The sequence below is a fragment of the Vagococcus entomophilus genome (assembly GCF_003987595.1).
Taxonomy (GTDB): domain Bacteria; phylum Bacillota; class Bacilli; order Lactobacillales; family Vagococcaceae; genus Vagococcus_E; species Vagococcus_E entomophilus.
On record NZ_NGJZ01000001.1, the window covers coordinates 13,971 to 33,921 of the forward strand.

A 19,951-nucleotide genomic window follows, 5' to 3' on the forward strand; every position below is an offset into this window, starting at 1 on the left:
GTTTACTTTGTCTCATGCTTTTTCTTTTAATAAAGTAATGAATGAAAAAGGGAATACAAGTAATGTCAAAGAATTAGTGTACATCAAACCAATCGACAATACTTTTGAGTCTTTCCACACGTAAGCTTGGCAATCCATTGCGAGAGAGGCCGTGGCTAGATTGAGGGAAGAGAATCATTTTGGTATCTATTTGATTTTTCTTCATAGCGACAAAGAATTGTTCCCCTTGTTCTTGCGGACAACGCAAATCTGCTTGTCCATGTAATATTAATAAAGGGGTTTTTGCATTTTGGGCATATGCGAGAGGTGACATTCTCCACAAAGCATCTAATTCGTCTAAGTCATGTTGTAACTGGAATTTTGTGAAAAATGGTCCGATATCACTCGTACCATAAAAACTAATCCAGTTAGAAATAGACCGTTGGGTAACGGCTGCTTGAAAACGATCGGTATGCCCGACAATCCAGTTGGTCATAAAACCACCGTAGCTACCACCAGCTACATATAGCTGTCCAGAATCAATCTCAGGATGTTTCGCCAAAACCTCATCGACACCTAGCATTAGATCAATATAATCCTTGTTGCCGTAATCACCCAGAATAGAACGAACAAATTCTTGACCATACCCATTTCCACCACGTGGATTTAATAAAATCACCCCATACCCATTTGCAGCGTGGACCTGCATCTCATGGAAAAAGCTCTCCCCGTAACAAACTTGAGGACCTCCATGAACATAAAGAATCGCAGCGTGTTTTTTTTGATTAGAGAGGGGAGCAAGATACCAGCCTTGAATATCCCAATCATCTGCTCCCTTGTACCAAAAGCGCTCTGGTGTACTTAATTGATGGGTTTTTAAGAAAGATTTATTTGGATCATATAAATCTTGTAGCTCACCAGTTTTTAAATCAAGTGTGGCTAATATACTCGGCGTAGTCGTAGTGGAGTAAGTAACAGCTAGTTGATAGCGCGCTTCATCCAAAGAAGCCCCAGTCAAATGAACTTCTTGATCAAAGAGACAGGTAATTTCTTTTTTTAGGTTTCCCTTATACAATTGCAATTTTCCGTGCAATGTTACAGGGAATAGGTACTCTTGGTTATTCAGCCACATTGGCTCAACAGGATGGACTTGTTGTTGGAAATCACCAATAATCAAATCGCCCACCTCTAAGTCTAGCTCATCGGTTAAACAAGTGAGGGTTTCTGTTTGAAAATCAAAAAGATATAGTTTGGTTTGCGTAACAAATTGATACTTGAAATCGTTCCCCGAAAGAAGCGCATAGCGTTCGTCTGCTGACATTTCATGGAAAGTAAAGCTCCCCATTGGAATAGAAGCGGTAAGCGATTTTTTTGTTTTAGAAGCTAAATCGAAGAGATAGACCGTTTGGCCATAAGTCCATTCGTCCTCTTCATCAAGTTGGTCAATGACTAACAAATTTTTTTTATTTCTAAAGATGTAAGCCAACTGGCAATCTTCAGTCATTTGTAAAAATTCCTCTGTTTCGTGGCTTAGAATATCCACTTTTTTGAGCGTATAGCGCTCATCTTCTGGAATAAAACCTAATCCATCAAGTTTATGTGTAAGTTTGGTAAATGAAGTCGTTTTAGGGAATTCTGCAGCATCTGCCACTTTTTTCTCTGTGTCTTCTTTTGTTTGACTCACCTGATAAAAAATTTCAAAACTTGTGTCTGACCATAAATAATTGCTAACACCTGATTTTTCATGTGTCAATTGAGTGGCAGCTCCACCCGATAGTGGCATAATCATGACTTGCATTTTTTTATCCTTATTATTGGAAGACAAATAGCTGAGCCATTTTTTATCGGGAGAAAGTGCAATAGTTGTATTTTGTTGACCAGAATCGCCCCAACTCTTACGAAGCTGACTTTCAAAGTCAAAACTAAAAATATTTGTTTGATAATGATTTTCTTCTTTATTTATACTACTTTCTACATAGAAAACCTCTTTTTCTGTTAGAACTGGTTGTGCGACATTTTTTAAGTCAAATAAGTTTTCGATACTAAGTGTTTTCAATGAGCATTTCTCCTTCATTTTAAAGTCTATATCTCGTACTAAGTATACCATATAACTTGATTTGTAGCTGTTTCAAGCAGATTTTCTTGATTTATAAAGCAGAAAGAGGGGATTCGAAAATAAAATAAAGAAAAAAATTGAAGCAAGCAAAAATGACTCAGTGACTGAATCGTTCCCTGAGATTTGATTGCTAAAATCAGTGATTGAATGGATAAATAATGTATAAAAGATAAGGAGCTTCTTAAACTAAAAGCATAGCTAAAGCCTCTTTCGAGTTCCAAAAACGTTAGGAAGGATGGTCGAACAAAAGCGTAAAAAATAGGAGAAATTTGAAAAACAATACAAAAGAAAACAGAAAGAACTAATCATAACAACTAGTCTTTTTGAAATACAACGGATAGGCATGAAGCCTTGAAATTTAAAAAGAAAAAACCTATTTTTAAAACCTTTACCAGCGATGATTGCCTCTTGTAGAAGTAGTTTCCTTGGAGCACAAGCTTACAATCCGTATGATTTAAACGAAAAAAAGTTGTTAAAAAATAGTGGAAAAGGAGACAGCCACTTTTTTCTAGTTTCCATATATTCAAGATAGTCAAAAAAATAAGTCATCTTGCAAAGTAGGAAGGATTGGTTTGAGCCGAATCACTAATTCTGAGAGTAAGAATTCTAATCTGAAAAGCGGAGGGAAAACGATAGAATTATTAGAAAATAGAATATAATTGCATAATTTTGAATATTGACTCATATGACATATCTGTGGGATACTGTGTGTATGCTATTTTTAATTTATTTTGTAAATTTTAATGAAAATAATTGACAATTACGAGTAAGGAAAGGAAATGTTTGATGGAAAAAACGGATTTAAAACGTAGGTTAGGTTCTAGGCAGATGCAGATGATTGCTCTTGGTGGCACGATTGGTGTGGGCTTGTTTATGGGGTCTGCTGCCACGATAGCATGGACCGGGCCTTCGGTAATGTTAGCTTATGCGATTGCGGGATTTTTTTTATATTTTATCATGCGTGCGTTAGGTGAGATGCTTTATTTAGAGCCCTCAACCGGTTCATTTGCCAATTACGGGGCAGAATATATTCACCCACTTGCAGGCTACCTAACAGCTTGGAGTAACATTTTCCAATTTATTGTAGTTGGAATGAGTGAGGTCATTGCAGTCGGACAATATACGCAATATTGGTGGCCACAGCTTCCAACTTGGATACCTGGATTGGTTGTAGTCGTAACGCTTTGTTTTGCTAACCTGATATCTGTCAGAATATTTGGAGAGTTAGAATTTTGGTTTGCAATGATTAAAGTTGTAACCATTGTGCTGATGATCATTGCTGGATTAGGGGTTATTTTGTTTGGTTTTGGCAACCATGGACATCCAGTTGGAGTTAGTAACTTATGGAAACACGGAGGCTTTTTCACTGGAGGAGCTAAAGGCTTCTTCTTTGCCTTGCCGATTGTAATTGCCTCGTATCAAGGGGTCGAACTAATCGGAATTACAGCAGGAGAAGCAAAAGATCCGCAAACAACTGTTGTCAAAGCGGTTCAATCAACTATTGGACGGATTTTAATCTTTTACATAGGGGCTATTTTTGTGATTGTTAGTATCTATCCGTGGAATGAATTAGGTGCAATCGGCTCCCCATTTGTCCAAACATTTTCTAAAATAGGCATTAGTTTTGCAGCGGGTTTGATCAATTTTGTGGTGATGACTGCAGCACTTTCTGGCTGCAACTCGGGAATTTTTAGTGCTAGCCGAATGGTTTTTGCACTGGCACAAAAGGGAAAAATGCCTAAATCGTTTTTAAAACTTTCACGACATGGGGCACCTTTTTATCCTGTTTTATCTGTTTCATTTGGGATTTTATTGGGCATAATTTTAAATGTTGTACTGCCAAAAATTATTCATGGTTCCGAGCATTTATTTGTTTATGTTTACAGTTCTAGTGTTTTACCTGGAATGATTCCGTGGTTTGTCATTTTGATTAGTCAAATTCAGTTTAGGAAAAAGCATCGCAAGGAAATGCCCCACCATCCCTTTAAAATGCCCTTTGCGCCTATTACTAATTATGCTACGATTATATTTTTAGCGATTATCCTTGTTTTTATGTTTATTAATCCGAGTACTCGCCTTTCATTATTAATCGGCTGTGTCTTTTTGGTAGGCATTACTATTTTGTATTTTGTGTTAGAAAAGAAAAATAAAAAGCATCAAAATAAATTTAACGATTAAAGGGGAACAGAGTTTCATGAGTAGTAGTTCAACAAAAAATGGCTTACAGCGTACGCTAAAAAGTCGTCATATCACCATGCTAGCACTTGGAGGAGCAATTGGTGCTGGCTTATTTAAAGGGAGTAGTGACGCTGTCCAAACTGCCGGACCAGCGGTCATTTTATCCTACCTAGTGGGAGGGTTTATTTTACTCTTTATTATGCAAGGTATGGCTGAGATGACGGCCAACAACCCAGGAGTAAGTGGCTTTTCAGAACTCCTTCAGCCAATTACAGGCCGTTTTTCAGCTTACTTAATTGATTGGGCATATTTTATGATGTGGTTTTTAGACATTACCGCAGAAGCCATCGCAGCAGCGACTTTTATTCAATTATGGTTTCCCCATGTTCCATCTTGGCTGATTATATTATGCATTTCTGTCGTCATTTCTGGTATCAATCTTTTATCAGTAAAATTATTTGCAGAGACCGAGTACTGGTTAGCAATCTTGAAAATTTCAGTAATCATTTTCTTTATTTTAGCAGGAGTGTTTTTAATCAGTAAAAATGTAATGCAAACTGAGCACGCTTTTCATAATTTAACAGATAATGGCGGATTTTTCCCAAAGGGAATATTTGGCTTCTTGAGCTCTATGTTAATTGTTATCTATTCCTTTGCGGGTTCTGAACTGATTGGGATTACAATCGGAGAAGTGGAGAATCCCCAATTAGCAATTCCAAAAGCAGTAAAGGGAATTATGGTTCGGATTATTTCTTTTTATATTATTCCTTTCTTCATTATTGTGACGCTATTTCCTTGGAATTCTTTAGATGGGAAAGTGAGCCCATTTGTTCAAGTTTTTAATTTATTACACATTCCATATGCAGCAGATATTGTTAATTTTGTCATCGTGCTCGCATTAATTTCTTCTATTAATTCTGGAATTTATTCTTCTTCTCGATTGCTTTATATGCAAGGAAAAAGAAGTCGGAAAAAGACTAAGATTTCTCAAAATTTAATGAAATTAAATAAACATGCAGTACCATATGTATCAGTTATTATTTGTTCTTTCTCTCTTTTTGCGGGTGTTTTGCTGACTTTCTTTGTAGGAAATACCTTGTTTAATTACTTGATGGGATCAATCAGCTATACCATTTTAATTATTTGGTTTTTACTTTGCTATGGGCATATTCGCAGTCGTAAAGTTGCATTTAATCCAACTGCTTATCATGTGAATTTTTACCCGTACACCTCTTATTTTTCCTTAATTTCTTTAATCTTAATTTTCTTTGGAATTTTGTTTTCCACGAATGTTATCGTTACGTTACTAACCTTGCTTATCTATATTGTGATTGTAGGATATTATTACTTGGCTGAGGCGAAAGCGAAAAGGCAGAGGTAAAATTAAAATTTCAAAAGAGGATACTGGCAAAAAGCTGCTTATTTATAAGCGGCTTTTTATATTTCTGAAAATATTCAAGAAAATGAAAGGAAATAGTTGCAATTTTAAAAGGTTGATGTATGATATCTATAGATAAAACATATCCACGGATAAGAAATGTCTTTAAGAGGAGGGAAAAGATGAAGCTGAAAAGAAGTTTGGAGCAAGCAGTATGCATCTTGATTATGCTAACGCTTGAAAAAGAGCATCGACCCGTTAAAAGTTCGATTATTAGTGAACGTTTAGAAGTTTCCGACTCTTACTCCAAAAAAATATTGCGACAGTTGGTAGTAGCCAATCTAATCAAATCAGAAGCAGGAAAAGAAGGCGGATTTAAACTAGCTAGAAGCATCGAAAAAATCAGCATGCTGGATGTTTATTATGCGATTGAGGGAAAAGAGAGTATATTACAACCGGCTCATTTAGCGCATAAGGTCTTTTCCTATGAAAATATTATTGTTCATGCTGAAAAAGAAGTGTTACAGGTGGTTTCCGAAGCCGAGCAGTTATTCTTAACCAAGTTAGAAGGCTATTATCTTTCGGAATTACTCCCGAGACATGATTATGAGCAGGGAACCGTTGTTTGGAAAAATATAAGGGAAGTGATAAAAGATGATAAAAAATGAATGGAAACATTTATTTAAAAATAAATTTATGCTGGTTGTTCTTTTTGCAATCATGTTGGTTCCAACATTATATAACGTAATCTTTTTAAGCTCGCTATGGGACCCATATGGCAAAATGTCTGAGTTGCCTGTAGCAGTTGTGAATCAGGATCAATCTGTTCATTATGAAGGCAAAACGTTAACGGTTGGGAAAGATATGGAAAAAAATATGAAGAGCTCTGATTCATTGGATTTCCATTTTACAACAGCAAAAAAAGCAGCAGCGGGACTTAAAGATGGTACGTATTATATGGTGCTTACGATTCCAAAAGAATTCTCAAAAAATGCGACAACTCTATTAGAAGAAAAACCAAAAGAGATGAAACTTAAATACGAAACCAGCGCTGGACATAGTTTTATTGCTTCTAAGTTTTCAGAGTCAGCAGCGAAAGAGTTGAAAGCTAAAGTTTCTTCTCAGGTGACCAAGATTTATGCGAAAAGCATGTTTGCCCAGTTAAAAACTGTGGGCAAAGGTATGAGCAGTGCGGCAGATGGAACTAAGAAATTGGCAAATGGGACAAAACAACTTGGAGATGGACAAAACACGCTCTCAACTGGGCTAAACACTTTGTCTGCTAGTTCACTCAAATTTGCAGATGGTGCCAGTACATTAAATGTTGGCTTGGAAAAATATGTAGCCGGTGTAGCACAGGTTCAATCGGGTAGTACAAAGCTTGATGAAGGCGTAGCCACACTTCAAAATTCTACGCCAGCTCTTGCAAGTGGTGTCGGGCAATTAGCAACAGGCTCTCAAACACTTTCTGGTGGAGTGACGCAATATACCTCAGGTGTCAATACACTAAATGAAGGCTTGAGTGGTAAATTAGCATTAGGAACAGCCACTTTAGCTAATGGTTTGGGCAGTTTACAAAATGGAATGAATGAGTTAAATACGAGTCTAGCAGAAAAGTTAACCCCCAACGTAAAAAACTATACAAACGGAGTCGATCAAGTTGCAACAGGCTTAGCAGCACTAAATTCAACAAGTGGTAAATTGACAGATGGGGCCAGTCAATTAGATGAAGGCATCAACGGCGCAAATGGGATTATAGCGAATAAAGCGAAATTGATTGCAGGTGTCTCCTCTTTGAAAGATGGAACCACCCAATTATCTAGTGGGCTAACTGCTTTAGATGATGGTATGACCAAGTTAAAAGCTGCGATAGATGCTAGTTCTGTTTCTATCACAGAATTGAAAGATCATTTAACAAAGGTCGGCCAAAATACTGCAACAATCTCAAGTAAAACGAGTGAATTGCAAAACGCTGCGCAAAGTGATACTGAAGTAACTAAAAATAGTGCAAAAGCGTCAGCAGTTGCAGCACTTCAAAATGATTCAACTTATCAAAGTTTGCCAGAAGAACAAAAGCAAGCCTTGCTCAGTGCGGTACAAAATTCAGCAAGCGATACGAGCACCACAAATGTAACAAACAAAGCAAGTGAAATTAAAGCAACAAATGATAGTACGAGCGGAGAATTAACCCAAGTTTCTGCGCTTTTAACCAAACTGGAAGCTTTAATGGCACAATTTTCTACGCTTCAAAACAGTGTAGCTCAGTTGAAAGTAAGCAGTGCACAACTCGCAGGTGGGGCCAGTGCACTTAATACTCAAGTTACAGCTTTTGCAGCTTCTATGGAAGCACAACTGACGAAACTCAGTCAAGGGGTTGCAGCATTAAACACTGGAATTACGCAGTACACTGGCGCTGTTGCACAGCTTTCAGCTGGTGCAAGCAAAGTAAGTGACAATTCAAAAGCATTAAATCAAGGCATGCAAGAAATAACGGATGCAGTATCGACAGTTGCTACGAACCAATCAGCGGGTGTTCCAGCCCTTGTCGCTGGTGCAGAGCAAGTGAATCAAGGGGTACAACAAGCTGCTACTGGAGCCAACACATTGGCTTCAAAATCTACTGAGTTAAATAGTGGTGCCAGTCAGGTTGCCCAAGGATTGCAGTCTCTTGATAGCAAGATTCCAACCCTTACTTCTGGTATTGGTGCGCTTAAGTCGGGAACTTCTTCACTTGTAGATGGGACTAGCCAACTGACAAATAACAGCCCAACACTTGTTTCTGGAAGTAATCAACTCGCAAGTGGCGCAACTCAAATATCTAGTGGTTCAACACAACTTGCAACAGGATCCAATAAACTTTTGAATGCGATTGGTCAAGTGAATGATGGAACCAACACTTTACACTCTAGCTTAAGTCAAGCGGCTACCAAGTTAAATGATGTGAAAAGTAATGGAGATACGTATTCCATGATGGCGACTCCTGTTAAAACTGTTCATAAAGAGACGGCAAAAGTTCCAAATAACGGAACCGGAATGGCTCCATATATGATGTCTGTGGCACTTTTTGTCGCATGTTTAACATTAAATATGATGTTTGATGCCTTTACACCTAAGAAAAAGCCGACTTCTGGTATTGCATGGTGGGCAAGCAAGATGTCTATTTTAGGGATTGTGGCAGTTTTACAAGCAATCGTAATGTTTGGTGCCCTTGTAGCTATTGATGGATTAAGTGCGTTAGATCCAGGTAAAACGTTACTAGTATTGATTATCGAATCTATTACGTATATGAGTATGATTACATTCTTTAACTTAGTCTTTAATAAGCCTGGCGCATTCTTAATGTTGATCTTTATGATCTTGCAATTAGCGGGTTCAGCAGGCACGTATCCAATTGCTTTATCAAGTAAGTTTTTCCAAGTGATTAATCCATATTTACCAATGACTTATGGAATCCATGCACTAAGAACAACCTTGTCAATTGGAGGCTCCATTGCTTCTGATTTAGCAATTCTCTTGATTTTGACAGTCCTCTTTAACGGACTCATGATTCTCTTCTATCATAGAAAGCGGAAAAGTCCAGAAGTTAGAGAAATGAAATTTGAATTGTAAACAACGATGCACAAAAAATACGAAACTCTGTGTTATACGAGTTTCGTATTTTTTACAAGATAAATAAAATAGAGCTACTTTCAATCAAAACGCTGGAGGGGAAAACGAAATGCAATGGATGCTAATTAGTTTGTTACTTGTAATTGTTTTGCTAATCCAGTATTTCACGAAAAAAAAGCAGAGCATTACATGGGGTGAAACAAATGCTCAAATTGTAGAGTGCTTTTTTTCAAGCAATACTTGGACCAATGAAAGTTTACTTGCAAAGGGAATTTCTTATAGAAAAATCAAACTGACACTAAGAGTGAGCTCAAATGGAGAAGTAACCATTTTAACAAGAAAGATTTGGACAAAGACTAAAAATAGAGAGTTGTTCGCAAAAGGCAACTGGGTTACGATTTTATATGACAAAAAAAATCCAAAATATTTTAAGCTGAAATATGATTTGTGAAAAAGCGTGTGCTAAAAACGTGCATGAGACTAAAGCAATAGACTTTGGTTTCATGCACGTTTTTGTATCGGTTCTAATGAAGAAACAATAAGCTTATTAAAGCGAGAATCGCGGGTCCTCCTTGTTTGATAAGGATTGTCTTATTACTTGTGAAGCTACCATATAGAGCGGCTAATAAAACAAAAATCACCAAGAGTGTAGCCAGTTCTAGTGAATTACTAGAAAAAAACAAGGCATAGAATAGGCTAATTGCAAGCAAACCGTTATAGATTCCTTGATTTTTAAATAAAGTTTGAACGCGCGGGTTGCTTAAAAATTCCTGAGACATACCAAAAGTTTGAGCAGTTTTTTTAGAGGCAGTTTGGAATGTTTCTAGGTACATAATATAGAGATGTTCAAGTGCCACAATGAAACATAGAATTAGTGATAAAGTAGACATGTTCACGTTCCTTTCAGATCATGTTATTTCCATTCAGTTAGTTTATTAATTGGCAGACGAACCGACTCGTATCCTGTATCGGCTGCGACACCAATTGAAAGAATCATCACCGGAACATAGCGTGTTGGATCTAAATCAAAGGTTTCTGCTAACTTGTCCGCTTCAAAACCTCCAATTGGATTGGTATCGTAGCCATAAGCCCTTGCGACTAGCATTAGTTGCATAGCAACAAGGCTGCTATCAATTTTGACAATATCATTCATTTGATCAGAAGTAAGGTTTTTATAATGTGGCAAGATGGCTCCTAACTGTTTTTCTTTCACTTCTTCAGGCATTTTACCTTCAATAACTGCTTGATTGTATATTTCTTCAGCAAATTCGTAACATTGCATATCACCAAATATCAAAATCATGGCAGATGAAGTATCGTTTTGTGTCGTATTAAAACGAATCAGTGGCCGCAATTTGTCCTTTGCCTCAGGGGTTTCGACGACAACGAAGCGCCAAGGTTGCATATTTACAGAAGAGGGGGCAAGGGTAGCATCGGCTAATATGTTTTGCATTTCCTCTTTTGAAATTTTAATTTTAGGGTCATAAGAGCGAATCGAACGACGTCCTTTAAAGATTTTTTGAAAATTATTTTCCAACTGTTTTTGCATAATTCCGCTTCCTTTTCTTAGCGATCAGTGTCAGGATAAAGATTGTGCTCCAATTTGAGTAAAAGAGAATGAAAAGCATAGATTTCATCTCGTGTAAACTCTTCAAAGAGTTGGTTAAGTGTGAGTTGCTTATGAGAATCGCATTCATGTAAAACACTTTCACCTAAAGGGGTAATCTTTACCAGTATTTCTCGCTGATTTTTTGCATTTCTATTTCTTTCAACAAATTTTTTTTCTTCTAATATTTTTAAATGCCTCGTGATAGCTGCTTGATCAATGGGAATAATTTTTTTTAATTGAACTTGTGAAACTTGATCCACTTGGTCTAAGTAGCACAGCATTTCAAATCGAATCAAGCTAATATTTGTTGCCTTTTCAAATAGCAGATTCAACTTCGGGGTCATTTTTTTTATTAGAAGCAATGAGTCAAGCATAGTTGTGTCAGAATTCAAAGTGATCATCTCCTTGATATATGACATGTCAATTGTTGATAAGTCATATATTATCATATTTTTCATAAATTACAATTATTTTGCTTTGTTTTATTAAGTGTAGCACAACATGGCAGTGTCGGAAACGAAGCATCAAAAAAGAGCGGAGAGATAGAAGTTTTTCACCTCGAGAAATAAGGCTAAATTAACCTAATATTTTTTAAAATGTTGCTGATTATAGCTGATTCAAGAAGCAGTAGTTTTTGTTTTTACCGTTTATTTGGATAATAAGAAAGCCTGAGACATCACTTTTGAGTGATGTCTCAGGCTTATTCTCAATGTGACCTCTAAAAAGTAGGAATACGTTGAAAAACGGTTTTCCTATAGCGACTAAAGCATTTTTTATAAAATAGCCTTTAGCTAGTTGGTTGAGCGTAATATTTTAGAGCCAGCATAGGTGCGAAAAACTCTTCTTTTTTGCCAACGAATTTCCACTTGCACAGGTTTTTCAAAGTTGGGTAATTGTAAAGAGATAATTTCTCCTACGGCTAGTTTGGCTTTTGTTTTAATTTGATAGCCACTAACAGAGGCATCAATTACTGAAAAAGGGTAAGTGGTTCCTTCTTTTAAAAATTCACCAGTTAGCTTGCTTCGTTCGCGAATAGTCAAACGTTTGTGACTTTCGGGTTTTTTCTCAGTTTTAAATAAGAAGTTGAAGAAAGTATATAGCAGAGAAGAATTTCCATAGCCACGGTTATCTTTTTCTTTTTGAGGTGTGCTATAAACAGTTGAAATAACATAGGAATAACTTTCTGGAGGAACTTTTTGGAATTGAATCCCCAGCTCTGCAGAATCATTTTTATCGATGACCCACTTGACGATTCCATAAAATGAATAGCCATCAATGGTTAGATGAATATGTTCTAATGAGTCGACAAGATTAGATTTTTGTGTACTAAGACGTGCACCAAACTCGTTTAAATCTTGGACTTTGACTTCTGTTTTAAATGAGGCAAGATTGTCTAAAAGTCCGTGCTTACGAACAGGAAAACGCTCAGTAGAACGATATCTTGGACGTTCTACTGCGACAAGAATTGCAATTGAGATGCAAAGAATATTGTAGAGTAGCCAAAAAATATTAATATATAAACTACTTGGATTAAACTGGACTAAATCTGGTCGAATCCAAAAGAGCAGAATCTTTACTAGTGAAATCAAAGATAATAATAGTAAAAAAATGTGGACAAAGCTAGACTTAAAGAGGAAGTAACGTTGATCAGTTTGGACCCCTTTACGTGTTACATGAAACTTTTTCTTTTTCTTTAAAAAGAGTTCAGAAAGTGCCGCATAAGCCATTGAAGGAGCGAGTGCAATTTCGTAAACATTACTCCACATTACGGTGCGTTTTTTGTCTGAGACTAGATTGAAGAATAGTTGAGAAGACAAAAAAGCAGGCAGCCAAAAGTATAATAAGTCTACAAAACTAGCTTGCAAACTATAGATATGAAATAAAAGATAAAGCAGTGGAGCAAATAAAAAAATCATTTTATAAACGCCGAAAAACCAATAATGGATGCCATCAATATATAACAACTTTTGCATCCAAGATAATCCTTTTAAAGTAAAAATGTTCCATTTTTTCATCACTTGGATGTTGCCACGGCACCAACGATCACGCTGTTTGATTAAATCTTTATAGGTTTCTGGAGCGAGGCCAACAGCTAAAACTTCATTGACAAAAACGGTCTCCCAGCCTTTTGCTTGGATTAGCATGCCTGTTGCCATATCCTCAGTGATAACTCCAGTGGCAAATCCGTTTACTGAGTCTAATGTGGTGCGCTTGAACAAAGCGTTACTTCCAATATACATTGTGGCATTATAATGGTCTTTTTTTTCTTCTAGTTTTCTCATGAAAAAATCTTGTTCATTAATAATTCTTTCTTCTGCAAACAAATTAAATTGGAAGGGATCATCGTTAAAAAAAGCTTGTGGTGCTTGAATAAAGCCGACACGTTCATCTGAAAAGTAGCCCATAGTTTTTTGCAAAAAGTTTTTTCTAGGAATCATGTCAGCATCCAATGTGACGACAACTTCGCCATTAGAGACGGTGAGAGCATGATTTAGATTTCCAGCTTTTGCATGTTTGTTGTCGGAACGAGTGACATGAATGACCCCGTATTTTTGGCATAATGCTCTCACTTCATCCCTATTTCCATCATCACAGATATAAATTTTGACCAAATGCTTGTCGGGATAATCAATTAGTTGGCACGCAACAATCATTCTTTTTAACAAATCTAATGGTTCGTTGTATGTAGCAACAAAAATATCAACGGTAGGTAAAATTTCTAAATCGGCCAACCATTTCTTATTACGCTTGGTATCTGTCCAAAATAAAATGCCAAAGACAAATGATTGAAGAAAGCCTCCCCATTCAGTTAGTAGTAGTAAAATTCCAGCAAGTACACTTAAGATACTAATGCTAGGTACTGTATAAAAAGTCCGCCAGCCCAGATAAATTAAGTTGAAAAATAAAAACAAAATAATTGTTCCTTTTTTAAATAAAGTGCTTTTTTGTCCGGCTAAGTAAAAAATAATTAATAAAAAAAGACTGATAATTGTATATAAAAACAACCATATTCCCCCCTTGTGTGTGAATACTTTTTTTGTGATTAAAAAAAAATATCCTAATATTAAACAATAAATTAACATAATCCTATCATAATTTTAAAAACATAACAATTAGGTTTGAATATAAAAAAGTTTGCTAAGCAAAATTGAATAAAAATATGTTCAAAAAAACCAATTTCTTTTTTAAAAAAAGAATGTTCAGTTTTTAGTTGATATATTTGGAGTTTTACCCTAAAATAAAAAGGGATTTACGTTAATTTTACAAACAATGTGTATAATCTGATTTGTAATTGTTCGTCTATTTACAATGCTAAAATGTGAGAAAAGGCGAAGTGTTGCAGAAAAAAAAGGCAAAAAAGGATGAGGGTAACGGGATGAAAAGAAGAAGTAAGCTTATGTTAGTGTCTACAATATTATTAGGTATGGGACTTGGAATGGAGACAATGCCGGCACAGGCAGAAACTGCCAATGATCCAGCACCAGTGATTCAACCAGCTAGTGGTACGGTAAAAAATAAGAAAGTATTATTTGATAATACGCATGCGCAGACGGCTGGGGCAGCAGACTGGGTAATTGATGGGGGATTTTCAGATTATGCCAATGCACTCGCTCAAGATGGTTTTTATGTGAAGGAGTTGCGTCAAACAACGCCTATTACGTTAGACGATTTGAAAGGGTATGATGTGTTCGTTATTCCAGAAGCTAATATTCCTTATAAAACTTCTGAACAACAAGCAATTTCAGATTACGTAGAGCAAGGTGGCTCTGTCTTTTATATTGCGGATCATTACAATGCGGATCGAAATAAAAATCGTTGGGACGCTTCTGAGGTGTTCAACGGATACAGACGAGGTGCGTATACCGAACCAACAAAAGGAATGACAGATGAGGAAAAGAACTCCACTGCAATGCAGGGAGTCACGAGTAGCGACTGGCTATCAAGTACCTTTGGTGTCCGCTTTAGATATAATGCGTTAGACAATTTGGAAAATGCAGGGGCTCAAACATTAGATAATACGTTTGGAATCTTAGATGGTGTAACTAATGTTGCACTCCATGCGGGTAGTACCATTGCAATTACAAATCCAGAAGTAGCCAAAGGGCTGGTCTACTTACCTTCTGGTTTGACTAGTGCAAATAAATGGTCTTATGCAGTCGATCAAGGGGTTTACAATGGCGGAGGTATTGCAGAAGGAGCTTATGTTGCCATTGCGAAAAAAGGCTTAGGAAAGGCCGCATTTATTGGGGATTCTTCGGCAGTAGAAGATGCAACACCTAAATATGCGAATGAAGAAGCAGGGACTAAAAAGGCTACTTATGACGGATTTAAAGAGGCGAGTGATGCACAGCTTTTACTCAATTTAACCAACTGGTTGTCCCAAGAAGAAAGTTACAAGACGTTTACTGAAAAGGGAATTTCATTATCCAGCAAAACAGTATTAAATGACGATGAAGCCCCAGAAAAAACGACAGAGTCACAGAGCGAACCTTGGTCTACTTCCAAAGCTGGCTATAAGTGGTGGGATGCTACAACTTTTGCTAATGGGGCATATGGCTCGACCGTTGCACCCGTAAAATCTGCTAGCTACTACTTCAACTTCCCAACAGAGATAAAACAAGGGCAAGAGGTTGCGGTCGATATTCAATTTTCAGACTTAACTCCCAATGAAACTGTGACGGGATACAATGTAGGCGTGTATACATCAACTGCTGTTGGAAGTTATACACAAGGAGCACAAATTGGATTTATAAAAGTTGCAGATGAAGCAATGCCAACAAAACCAGGGTATTCAGATAAATTTTCTATTACAGCAGATGCAAATGGTACGGCAACGAAGACGATTAAGGTTCGTGTAGATGAAGCTGGTACCTTCAATATTCGTTTGCGTAAAGATAGTTCTGCTTTAAAAACATATACGGGTTATACGATTGTACCTAGTGGAACTCCTGCGACGAGCACAAGTGAAACAACAGAAAGTACCACAGGCTCAACAAGTACGAGCGCAAGTGAAACAACAGAAAGTACCACAGGTTCAACAAGTGCGAGCACAAGTGAAACAACAGAAAGTACCACAGATTCAACAAGCACGAGCACAAGTGAAACAACAGAAAGTACCACAGGCTCAACAAGCGCGAGCACAAGTGAAACAACAGAAAGTACCACAGGCTCAACAAGCACGAGTACGAGTGAAACGACAAACAGTACGACCAAAGAAAAAAATACTGGAACGAGTCAAACAGATAACAATACCGGAATCAGCGTACAAGATACTAATGGCGTATTACCAAATGGATTTTCAATAAAAGTAACAGCAATTCATTCTGGTGAAAACTATTTACAACTAAAAAAACAATTCGAAAAATTTGAATTGTTTGATATCGCACTGACAAGTAATGGTGCAGCGATTGAACCAACTGGCAAGGTTACGGTATCCATTCCAATTCCAGCTGGATATAATAAAAATAAATTAGCAGTGTATTATGTCGCAAAAGATAACGCTAAACTTGTAGATACACAAGGGAAAGTGGTAGGCAATTATTTTGTCTTTGAAACCGATCACTTCTCTCAATATGCTCTGGTTGAACAGACAAAAGCTAGTACGGATATGACTGCCTCTACAAATAGAACTAAAAACAGTACAGAAGGTATAACTAAAGGGAAAACAACAGCAGCACTTCCACAAACGGGAGAAAAGAAGAATGAGATGTTTAAAGTAGTCGGAGCTTTAATGGTAGTCGTCTTTGCTCTTTTTGTTGGGTTTTTCCGTCACAAACGAGTAAATGACTAACCGGATGAAAATAGGAGTTAATTAAAATAAAAGGGATAGCAGCATTTCGCTTCGGAAAATAAGGAAGAATAGGACAGAAATTGTTTCTAAGTTTTTGTAGATTCTCTTTTTTTCCGAAACGTGTTGCTATTCTTCTTTATTAAAATCAGTGAATATCAGTAACTTTCCAATGCTTTTTCAATTAATTAACTACAATGTAAGGATACATCGCGATGAATTTTATTTAAATAGTAAGAAGGAGTGTTCGTTTTGTTACCAAAAGTTTCATCAAAAGAGTTTATCAAAGGAATGCCTAAAGCAGAGCTACATCTTCATTTAGAAGGAACGTTAGAACCAGAATTGAAATTGCTTTTATCAAAAGAAAATCAAGTGGTACTCGAGCAAAAGACTGTAGCAGAAATCAAAAAAAGCTATCAATTTGATTCGTTGACCTCTTTTTTACAAGTTTATTATAGTGGGATGAGTGTCCTACAAAAAGAAGAAGACTTTTACCGACTAGCGCTAGATTACTTAAAAAAGGCCAAAGAGCACAATGTTCGATATGTGGAACTTTTCTTTGATCCCCAAGCACACACGACAAGAGGAGTTGCATTTGATACGGTGATTAAGGGATACGCAAGGGCTGTGTCAGATAGTCAAGCACTTTTTGGGATTGAGTCTGCCTTAGTTATGTGTTTTCTGCGAGACCTTTCAGCGGAATCAGCAGAGGAAACGCTAACCGCTGCTCTTCCATATAAAGAGTTGATTTTAGGGGTTGGGCTTGATTCTGATGAAAGGGATAACCCACCTATTAAATTTAAAAAAGTCTTCAAAAAGGCCCAAGAGATTGGGTGGCACACTACGATGCATTGCGATATTGACCAAGAAGACTCAATTGAGCATATCGAACAAGCTCTGCTTGACATTGGGGTAGAACGTATAGATCATGGGACAAATATCGTTGAAAATCCTAGACTAGTAGAATATATCAAAGAAAAAGGCATTGGTTTGACTTGTTGTCCTGTTTCAAACAGTTTTGTAGTGGAGGATATGAAAGGCAAAGAGATGCTAAAGCTTTTGCAAGAGGGAGTAAAGGTGACACTTAATTCAGACGATCCAGCTTATTTCCAAAGCTATATCTCGGACGATTTTGTGGCTCTTAGTCAAAAATATCCTCTTGCTCCAAAAGAGATAGCCCAGTTAGCCAAAAATTCCTTTGAAATTGCTTGGATTTCTGATGAAAGAAAGGCCCAATATTTTGCTGAAATAGAGGAATATGTGGCGGATTATGCTGAAAAGTAGGTGGGAATTACCAACTGACATGATAGAAAGCTCCCATTCGCCTGCATACCTAGTGGAAATTATCCACTAGGTTTTTTTATTACGTATGAATCCTGTACCAGTCTTACTGGTTATTTATAAGAGTTTGCTACTTTCAAAAAATCACAAACAGGAGAATTGCATTTTTTTAAAAAAAGCGGTTAACTAAAAGAAGAAAAAAGAATAAAGGAGGAAACAATATGAGCAAAATTTCAACGAATACAGTCATTAATGAAGGTGGACGAGAAGGACTCAGTTATGCCCCAAACAAAAGTTTTGAAGTCAAAACGTCGATGACCCCTAAAGCGGGTTATACCAATCCAGAACAACTATTTGCAGCAGGTTTTTCTGCTTGTTTTAATAGTGCACTGACCTTTGTTTTACAAAAAGAAGGACTAGGTGATTTAAAACGTTCTATGCGAGCAGAAGTCTCTTTGGTTGGAGACGCGAAAGCATTAGATTTCAATTTAGAGGTAACGTTAATCGGAAAAATTGAGGGTTTATCCAAAGAAAAAACATTGGAATTGATGAAAATAACGGATTCTGTATGTCCATACTCAAAAGCAGTAAAGGGCAACATTCCTGTACATTTGGAAGCAGAAACTGGAGAATAAAAAAAGAGGCAGCTCTCATGGAGCTACCTCTTTTTTTGTCTAGTTATTTTTTGCCGGAATTACCTTATTCATTAAGATAGCGACTAAAGCCCCCACAGAAATAGGGGAATCAAAAAGAAATTTGAGAAATTGTGGCAATTGAGCAGTTGCTTTAGCTGGAATAAAGAGCAACGCCATCGCAAAGATTAGAGGAACTCCAACAACATACATTTCTCTTTCAGAAAACTGATGATCTTTAATCACACGGAATCCACTTAACATGATGATAATACAAACAACAGCAAACACTCCACCAATCACAGCTGCTGGAACAGCATTGATCAAAGCTGAAAGTTTTCCAATGAAAGAAAGCGCAATGAACCAAAAGCCTGCAAAGACAAATACTTTACGACTTGCTACTCCTGTAATAGAGATAACACCTGCATTGGTTGAGTATCCTGTTACCGGGGTCGTTCCAACTAATGCGGCAAGTAGACAGCCAACGCCCTCTCCAATGACGCCACGATTGATTTGCTTATCTGATAATGGCTCCTCAATTACAGAGCTGACAGCAAACCAAGTACCAGTTGTTTCAGCTAGTAACACGATATAAATAATGAGCATGGTGAAAATAGCAGACCAAGAAAAAGTTAAGTGATAATGAATAAAACTAATATAGGGCAAGCTAAATATAGGAGCCTTAGCGACTTGATCAAGTGACAATACCCCCATAAAGGAAGCTACAATACAACCGACAGCGAGGGCAATAATAACAGAACTGATTCTAAAGAAGCGTCCATATTTTGGTAAATAATCTCCAAGCATCGAGCAAAAAATTAAGACCGCTCCAGTGATAAGGGCGAGAATAATATTTTGTGCTAGGGAAGGCCCCCCCTTTGTTACGGCATAGATGTTACTATTTAAAGCAGATGGGAGCAGAGTAAGTCCAACAATCATAATAATAGTCCCGCTGACGAGTGGTGGAATAAAGGTTTTGACAATCCACTGAAAAATACCTAAACATCCAAATAAGGTGACAGCGATTGCCCCAACAAGACAGGCCCCAAGTACCGAGCCCATCCCATTTGCTCCAACATAAATCCCAATGACCGCTCCAATTGGGACAAAAGAAGGCCCTTGACAGACAGGAAGCTTCATAAAGAGTAAAACTTGGACAAGTGTTGCAAGTCCAGCACCTAAAAATGTAGCTTGAATGAGACCAGAGGCGTGGGAACTAGATAACGCCAAACTTGTTGCAATAATAAAAGGTGGCACATAGACATCCATTGCCAAAACATGTTGTAATCCTAAAATAATGGATTGGCCAAATGAAATGTCTTCATCAGGTCCAATGGTTAAACCGCTTTTTCTTTCTAATGCATTTTTGTTTTCCAAGTGA

At 37.1% G+C, this 19,951-nt stretch carries 14 protein-coding genes; 8 read left to right on the forward strand and 6 right to left on the reverse strand.

Annotation, left to right across the window (positions count from 1 at the left end; translation table 11 throughout):
• Window positions 1-73: 73 nt before the first annotated feature.
• Complete coding sequence (locus CBF30_RS00080; RefSeq protein WP_126821584.1) at window positions 74-2,035, reverse strand: S9 family peptidase; 1,962 nt, start codon at window positions 2,033-2,035, stop codon at window positions 74-76.
• An 846-nt stretch (window positions 2,036-2,881) separates the two neighbouring features.
• Here CBF30_RS00080 and CBF30_RS00085 point away from each other — a divergent pair.
• From CBF30_RS00085 to CBF30_RS00105, 5 genes are all read left to right on the forward strand, one after another.
• A complete protein-coding gene (locus CBF30_RS00085; protein WP_126821585.1) occupies window positions 2,882-4,273 on the forward strand; it encodes an amino acid permease in 1,392 nt (463 codons plus the stop codon).
• A gap of 16 nt (window positions 4,274-4,289) precedes the next feature.
• Entirely contained in the window at window positions 4,290-5,654 is a 1,365-nt protein-coding gene (locus tag CBF30_RS00090) for an amino acid permease (RefSeq protein WP_126821586.1), read from the forward strand.
• A 179-nt stretch (window positions 5,655-5,833) separates the two neighbouring features.
• Window positions 5,834-6,319, forward strand: coding sequence for an Rrf2 family transcriptional regulator (locus tag CBF30_RS00095; RefSeq protein WP_170168892.1), 486 nt, complete (start codon window positions 5,834-5,836; stop codon window positions 6,317-6,319).
• Window positions 6,306-9,260, forward strand: a complete 2,955-nt coding sequence (locus tag CBF30_RS00100; protein ID WP_126821588.1) for a YhgE/Pip domain-containing protein — start codon at window positions 6,306-6,308, stop codon at window positions 9,258-9,260. Before CBF30_RS00095 ends, CBF30_RS00100 begins: the two co-directional genes overlap by 14 nt.
• A gap of 109 nt (window positions 9,261-9,369) precedes the next feature.
• Complete coding sequence (locus CBF30_RS00105) at window positions 9,370-9,711, forward strand: hypothetical protein (RefSeq protein WP_126821589.1); 342 nt, start codon at window positions 9,370-9,372, stop codon at window positions 9,709-9,711.
• Between the two features lie 73 nt (window positions 9,712-9,784).
• Here CBF30_RS00105 and CBF30_RS00110 read toward each other — a convergent pair whose 3' ends face one another.
• From CBF30_RS00110 to CBF30_RS00125, 4 genes are all read right to left on the reverse strand, one after another.
• Window positions 9,785-10,150 carry a DUF1304 domain-containing protein gene (locus tag CBF30_RS00110; protein WP_126821590.1) on the reverse strand — a complete coding sequence of 122 codons (366 nt, stop codon included), beginning with the start codon at window positions 10,148-10,150 and terminating at the stop codon, window positions 9,785-9,787.
• A gap of 23 nt (window positions 10,151-10,173) precedes the next feature.
• A complete protein-coding gene (locus CBF30_RS00115) occupies window positions 10,174-10,809 on the reverse strand; it encodes a nitroreductase family protein (protein ID WP_126821591.1) in 636 nt (211 codons plus the stop codon).
• Between the two features lie 17 nt (window positions 10,810-10,826).
• Complete coding sequence (locus tag CBF30_RS00120; protein WP_170168893.1) at window positions 10,827-11,261, reverse strand: MarR family winged helix-turn-helix transcriptional regulator; 435 nt, start codon at window positions 11,259-11,261, stop codon at window positions 10,827-10,829.
• 399 nt (window positions 11,262-11,660) lie between these two features.
• Entirely contained in the window at window positions 11,661-13,874 is a 2,214-nt protein-coding gene (locus CBF30_RS00125) for a glycosyltransferase family 2 protein (RefSeq protein ID WP_170168894.1), read from the reverse strand.
• Between the two features lie 371 nt (window positions 13,875-14,245).
• Here CBF30_RS00125 and CBF30_RS00130 point away from each other — a divergent pair, with 371 nt between their 5' ends.
• The 3 genes from CBF30_RS00130 to CBF30_RS00140 all read left to right on the forward strand — a co-directional run bounded on the left by CBF30_RS00130 (window position 14,246) and on the right by CBF30_RS00140 (window position 18,573).
• A complete protein-coding gene (locus CBF30_RS00130; protein WP_126821594.1) occupies window positions 14,246-16,660 on the forward strand; it encodes an LPXTG cell wall anchor domain-containing protein in 2,415 nt (804 codons plus the stop codon).
• Between the two features lie 249 nt (window positions 16,661-16,909).
• Entirely contained in the window at window positions 16,910-17,941 is a 1,032-nt protein-coding gene (gene add / locus CBF30_RS00135) for an adenosine deaminase (protein ID WP_390221165.1), read from the forward strand.
• 218 nt (window positions 17,942-18,159) lie between these two features.
• Window positions 18,160-18,573, forward strand: a complete 414-nt coding sequence (locus tag CBF30_RS00140; RefSeq protein WP_126821595.1) for an Ohr family peroxiredoxin — start codon at window positions 18,160-18,162, stop codon at window positions 18,571-18,573.
• Window positions 18,574-18,612: 39 nt separating this feature from the next.
• Here the strand turns inward: CBF30_RS00140 and CBF30_RS00145 are convergent, their stop codons facing one another.
• The gene (locus tag CBF30_RS00145; RefSeq protein WP_126821596.1) at window positions 18,613-19,947 is read right to left on the reverse strand and encodes a uracil-xanthine permease family protein; all 1,335 of its coding nucleotides are present in this window, start codon (window positions 19,945-19,947) and stop codon (window positions 18,613-18,615) included.
• Between the last annotated feature and the right edge of the window lie 4 nt (window positions 19,948-19,951).

Bases quoted from the DNA above. Each gene is read 5' to 3' on its own strand.
- CBF30_RS00085 (WP_126821585.1), top strand. From the start codon at position 2,882: ATGGAAAAAACGGATTTAAAACGTAGGTTAGGTTCTAGGCAGATGCAG.
- CBF30_RS00090 (WP_126821586.1), top strand. From the start codon at position 4,290: ATGAGTAGTAGTTCAACAAAAAATGGCTTACAGCGTACGCTAAAAAGT.
- CBF30_RS00095 (WP_170168892.1), top strand. From the start codon at position 5,834: ATGAAGCTGAAAAGAAGTTTGGAGCAAGCAGTATGCATCTTGATTATG.
- CBF30_RS00100 (WP_126821588.1), top strand. From the start codon at position 6,306: ATGATAAAAAATGAATGGAAACATTTATTTAAAAATAAATTTATGCTG.
- CBF30_RS00105 (WP_126821589.1), top strand. From the start codon at position 9,370: ATGCAATGGATGCTAATTAGTTTGTTACTTGTAATTGTTTTGCTAATC.
- CBF30_RS00110 (WP_126821590.1), bottom strand. From the start codon at position 10,150: ATGTCTACTTTATCACTAATTCTATGTTTCATTGTGGCACTTGAACAT.
- CBF30_RS00115 (WP_126821591.1), bottom strand. From the start codon at position 10,809: ATGCAAAAACAGTTGGAAAATAATTTTCAAAAAATCTTTAAAGGACGT.
- CBF30_RS00130 (WP_126821594.1), top strand. From the start codon at position 14,246: ATGAAAAGAAGAAGTAAGCTTATGTTAGTGTCTACAATATTATTAGGT.
- CBF30_RS00140 (WP_126821595.1), top strand. From the start codon at position 18,160: ATGAGCAAAATTTCAACGAATACAGTCATTAATGAAGGTGGACGAGAA.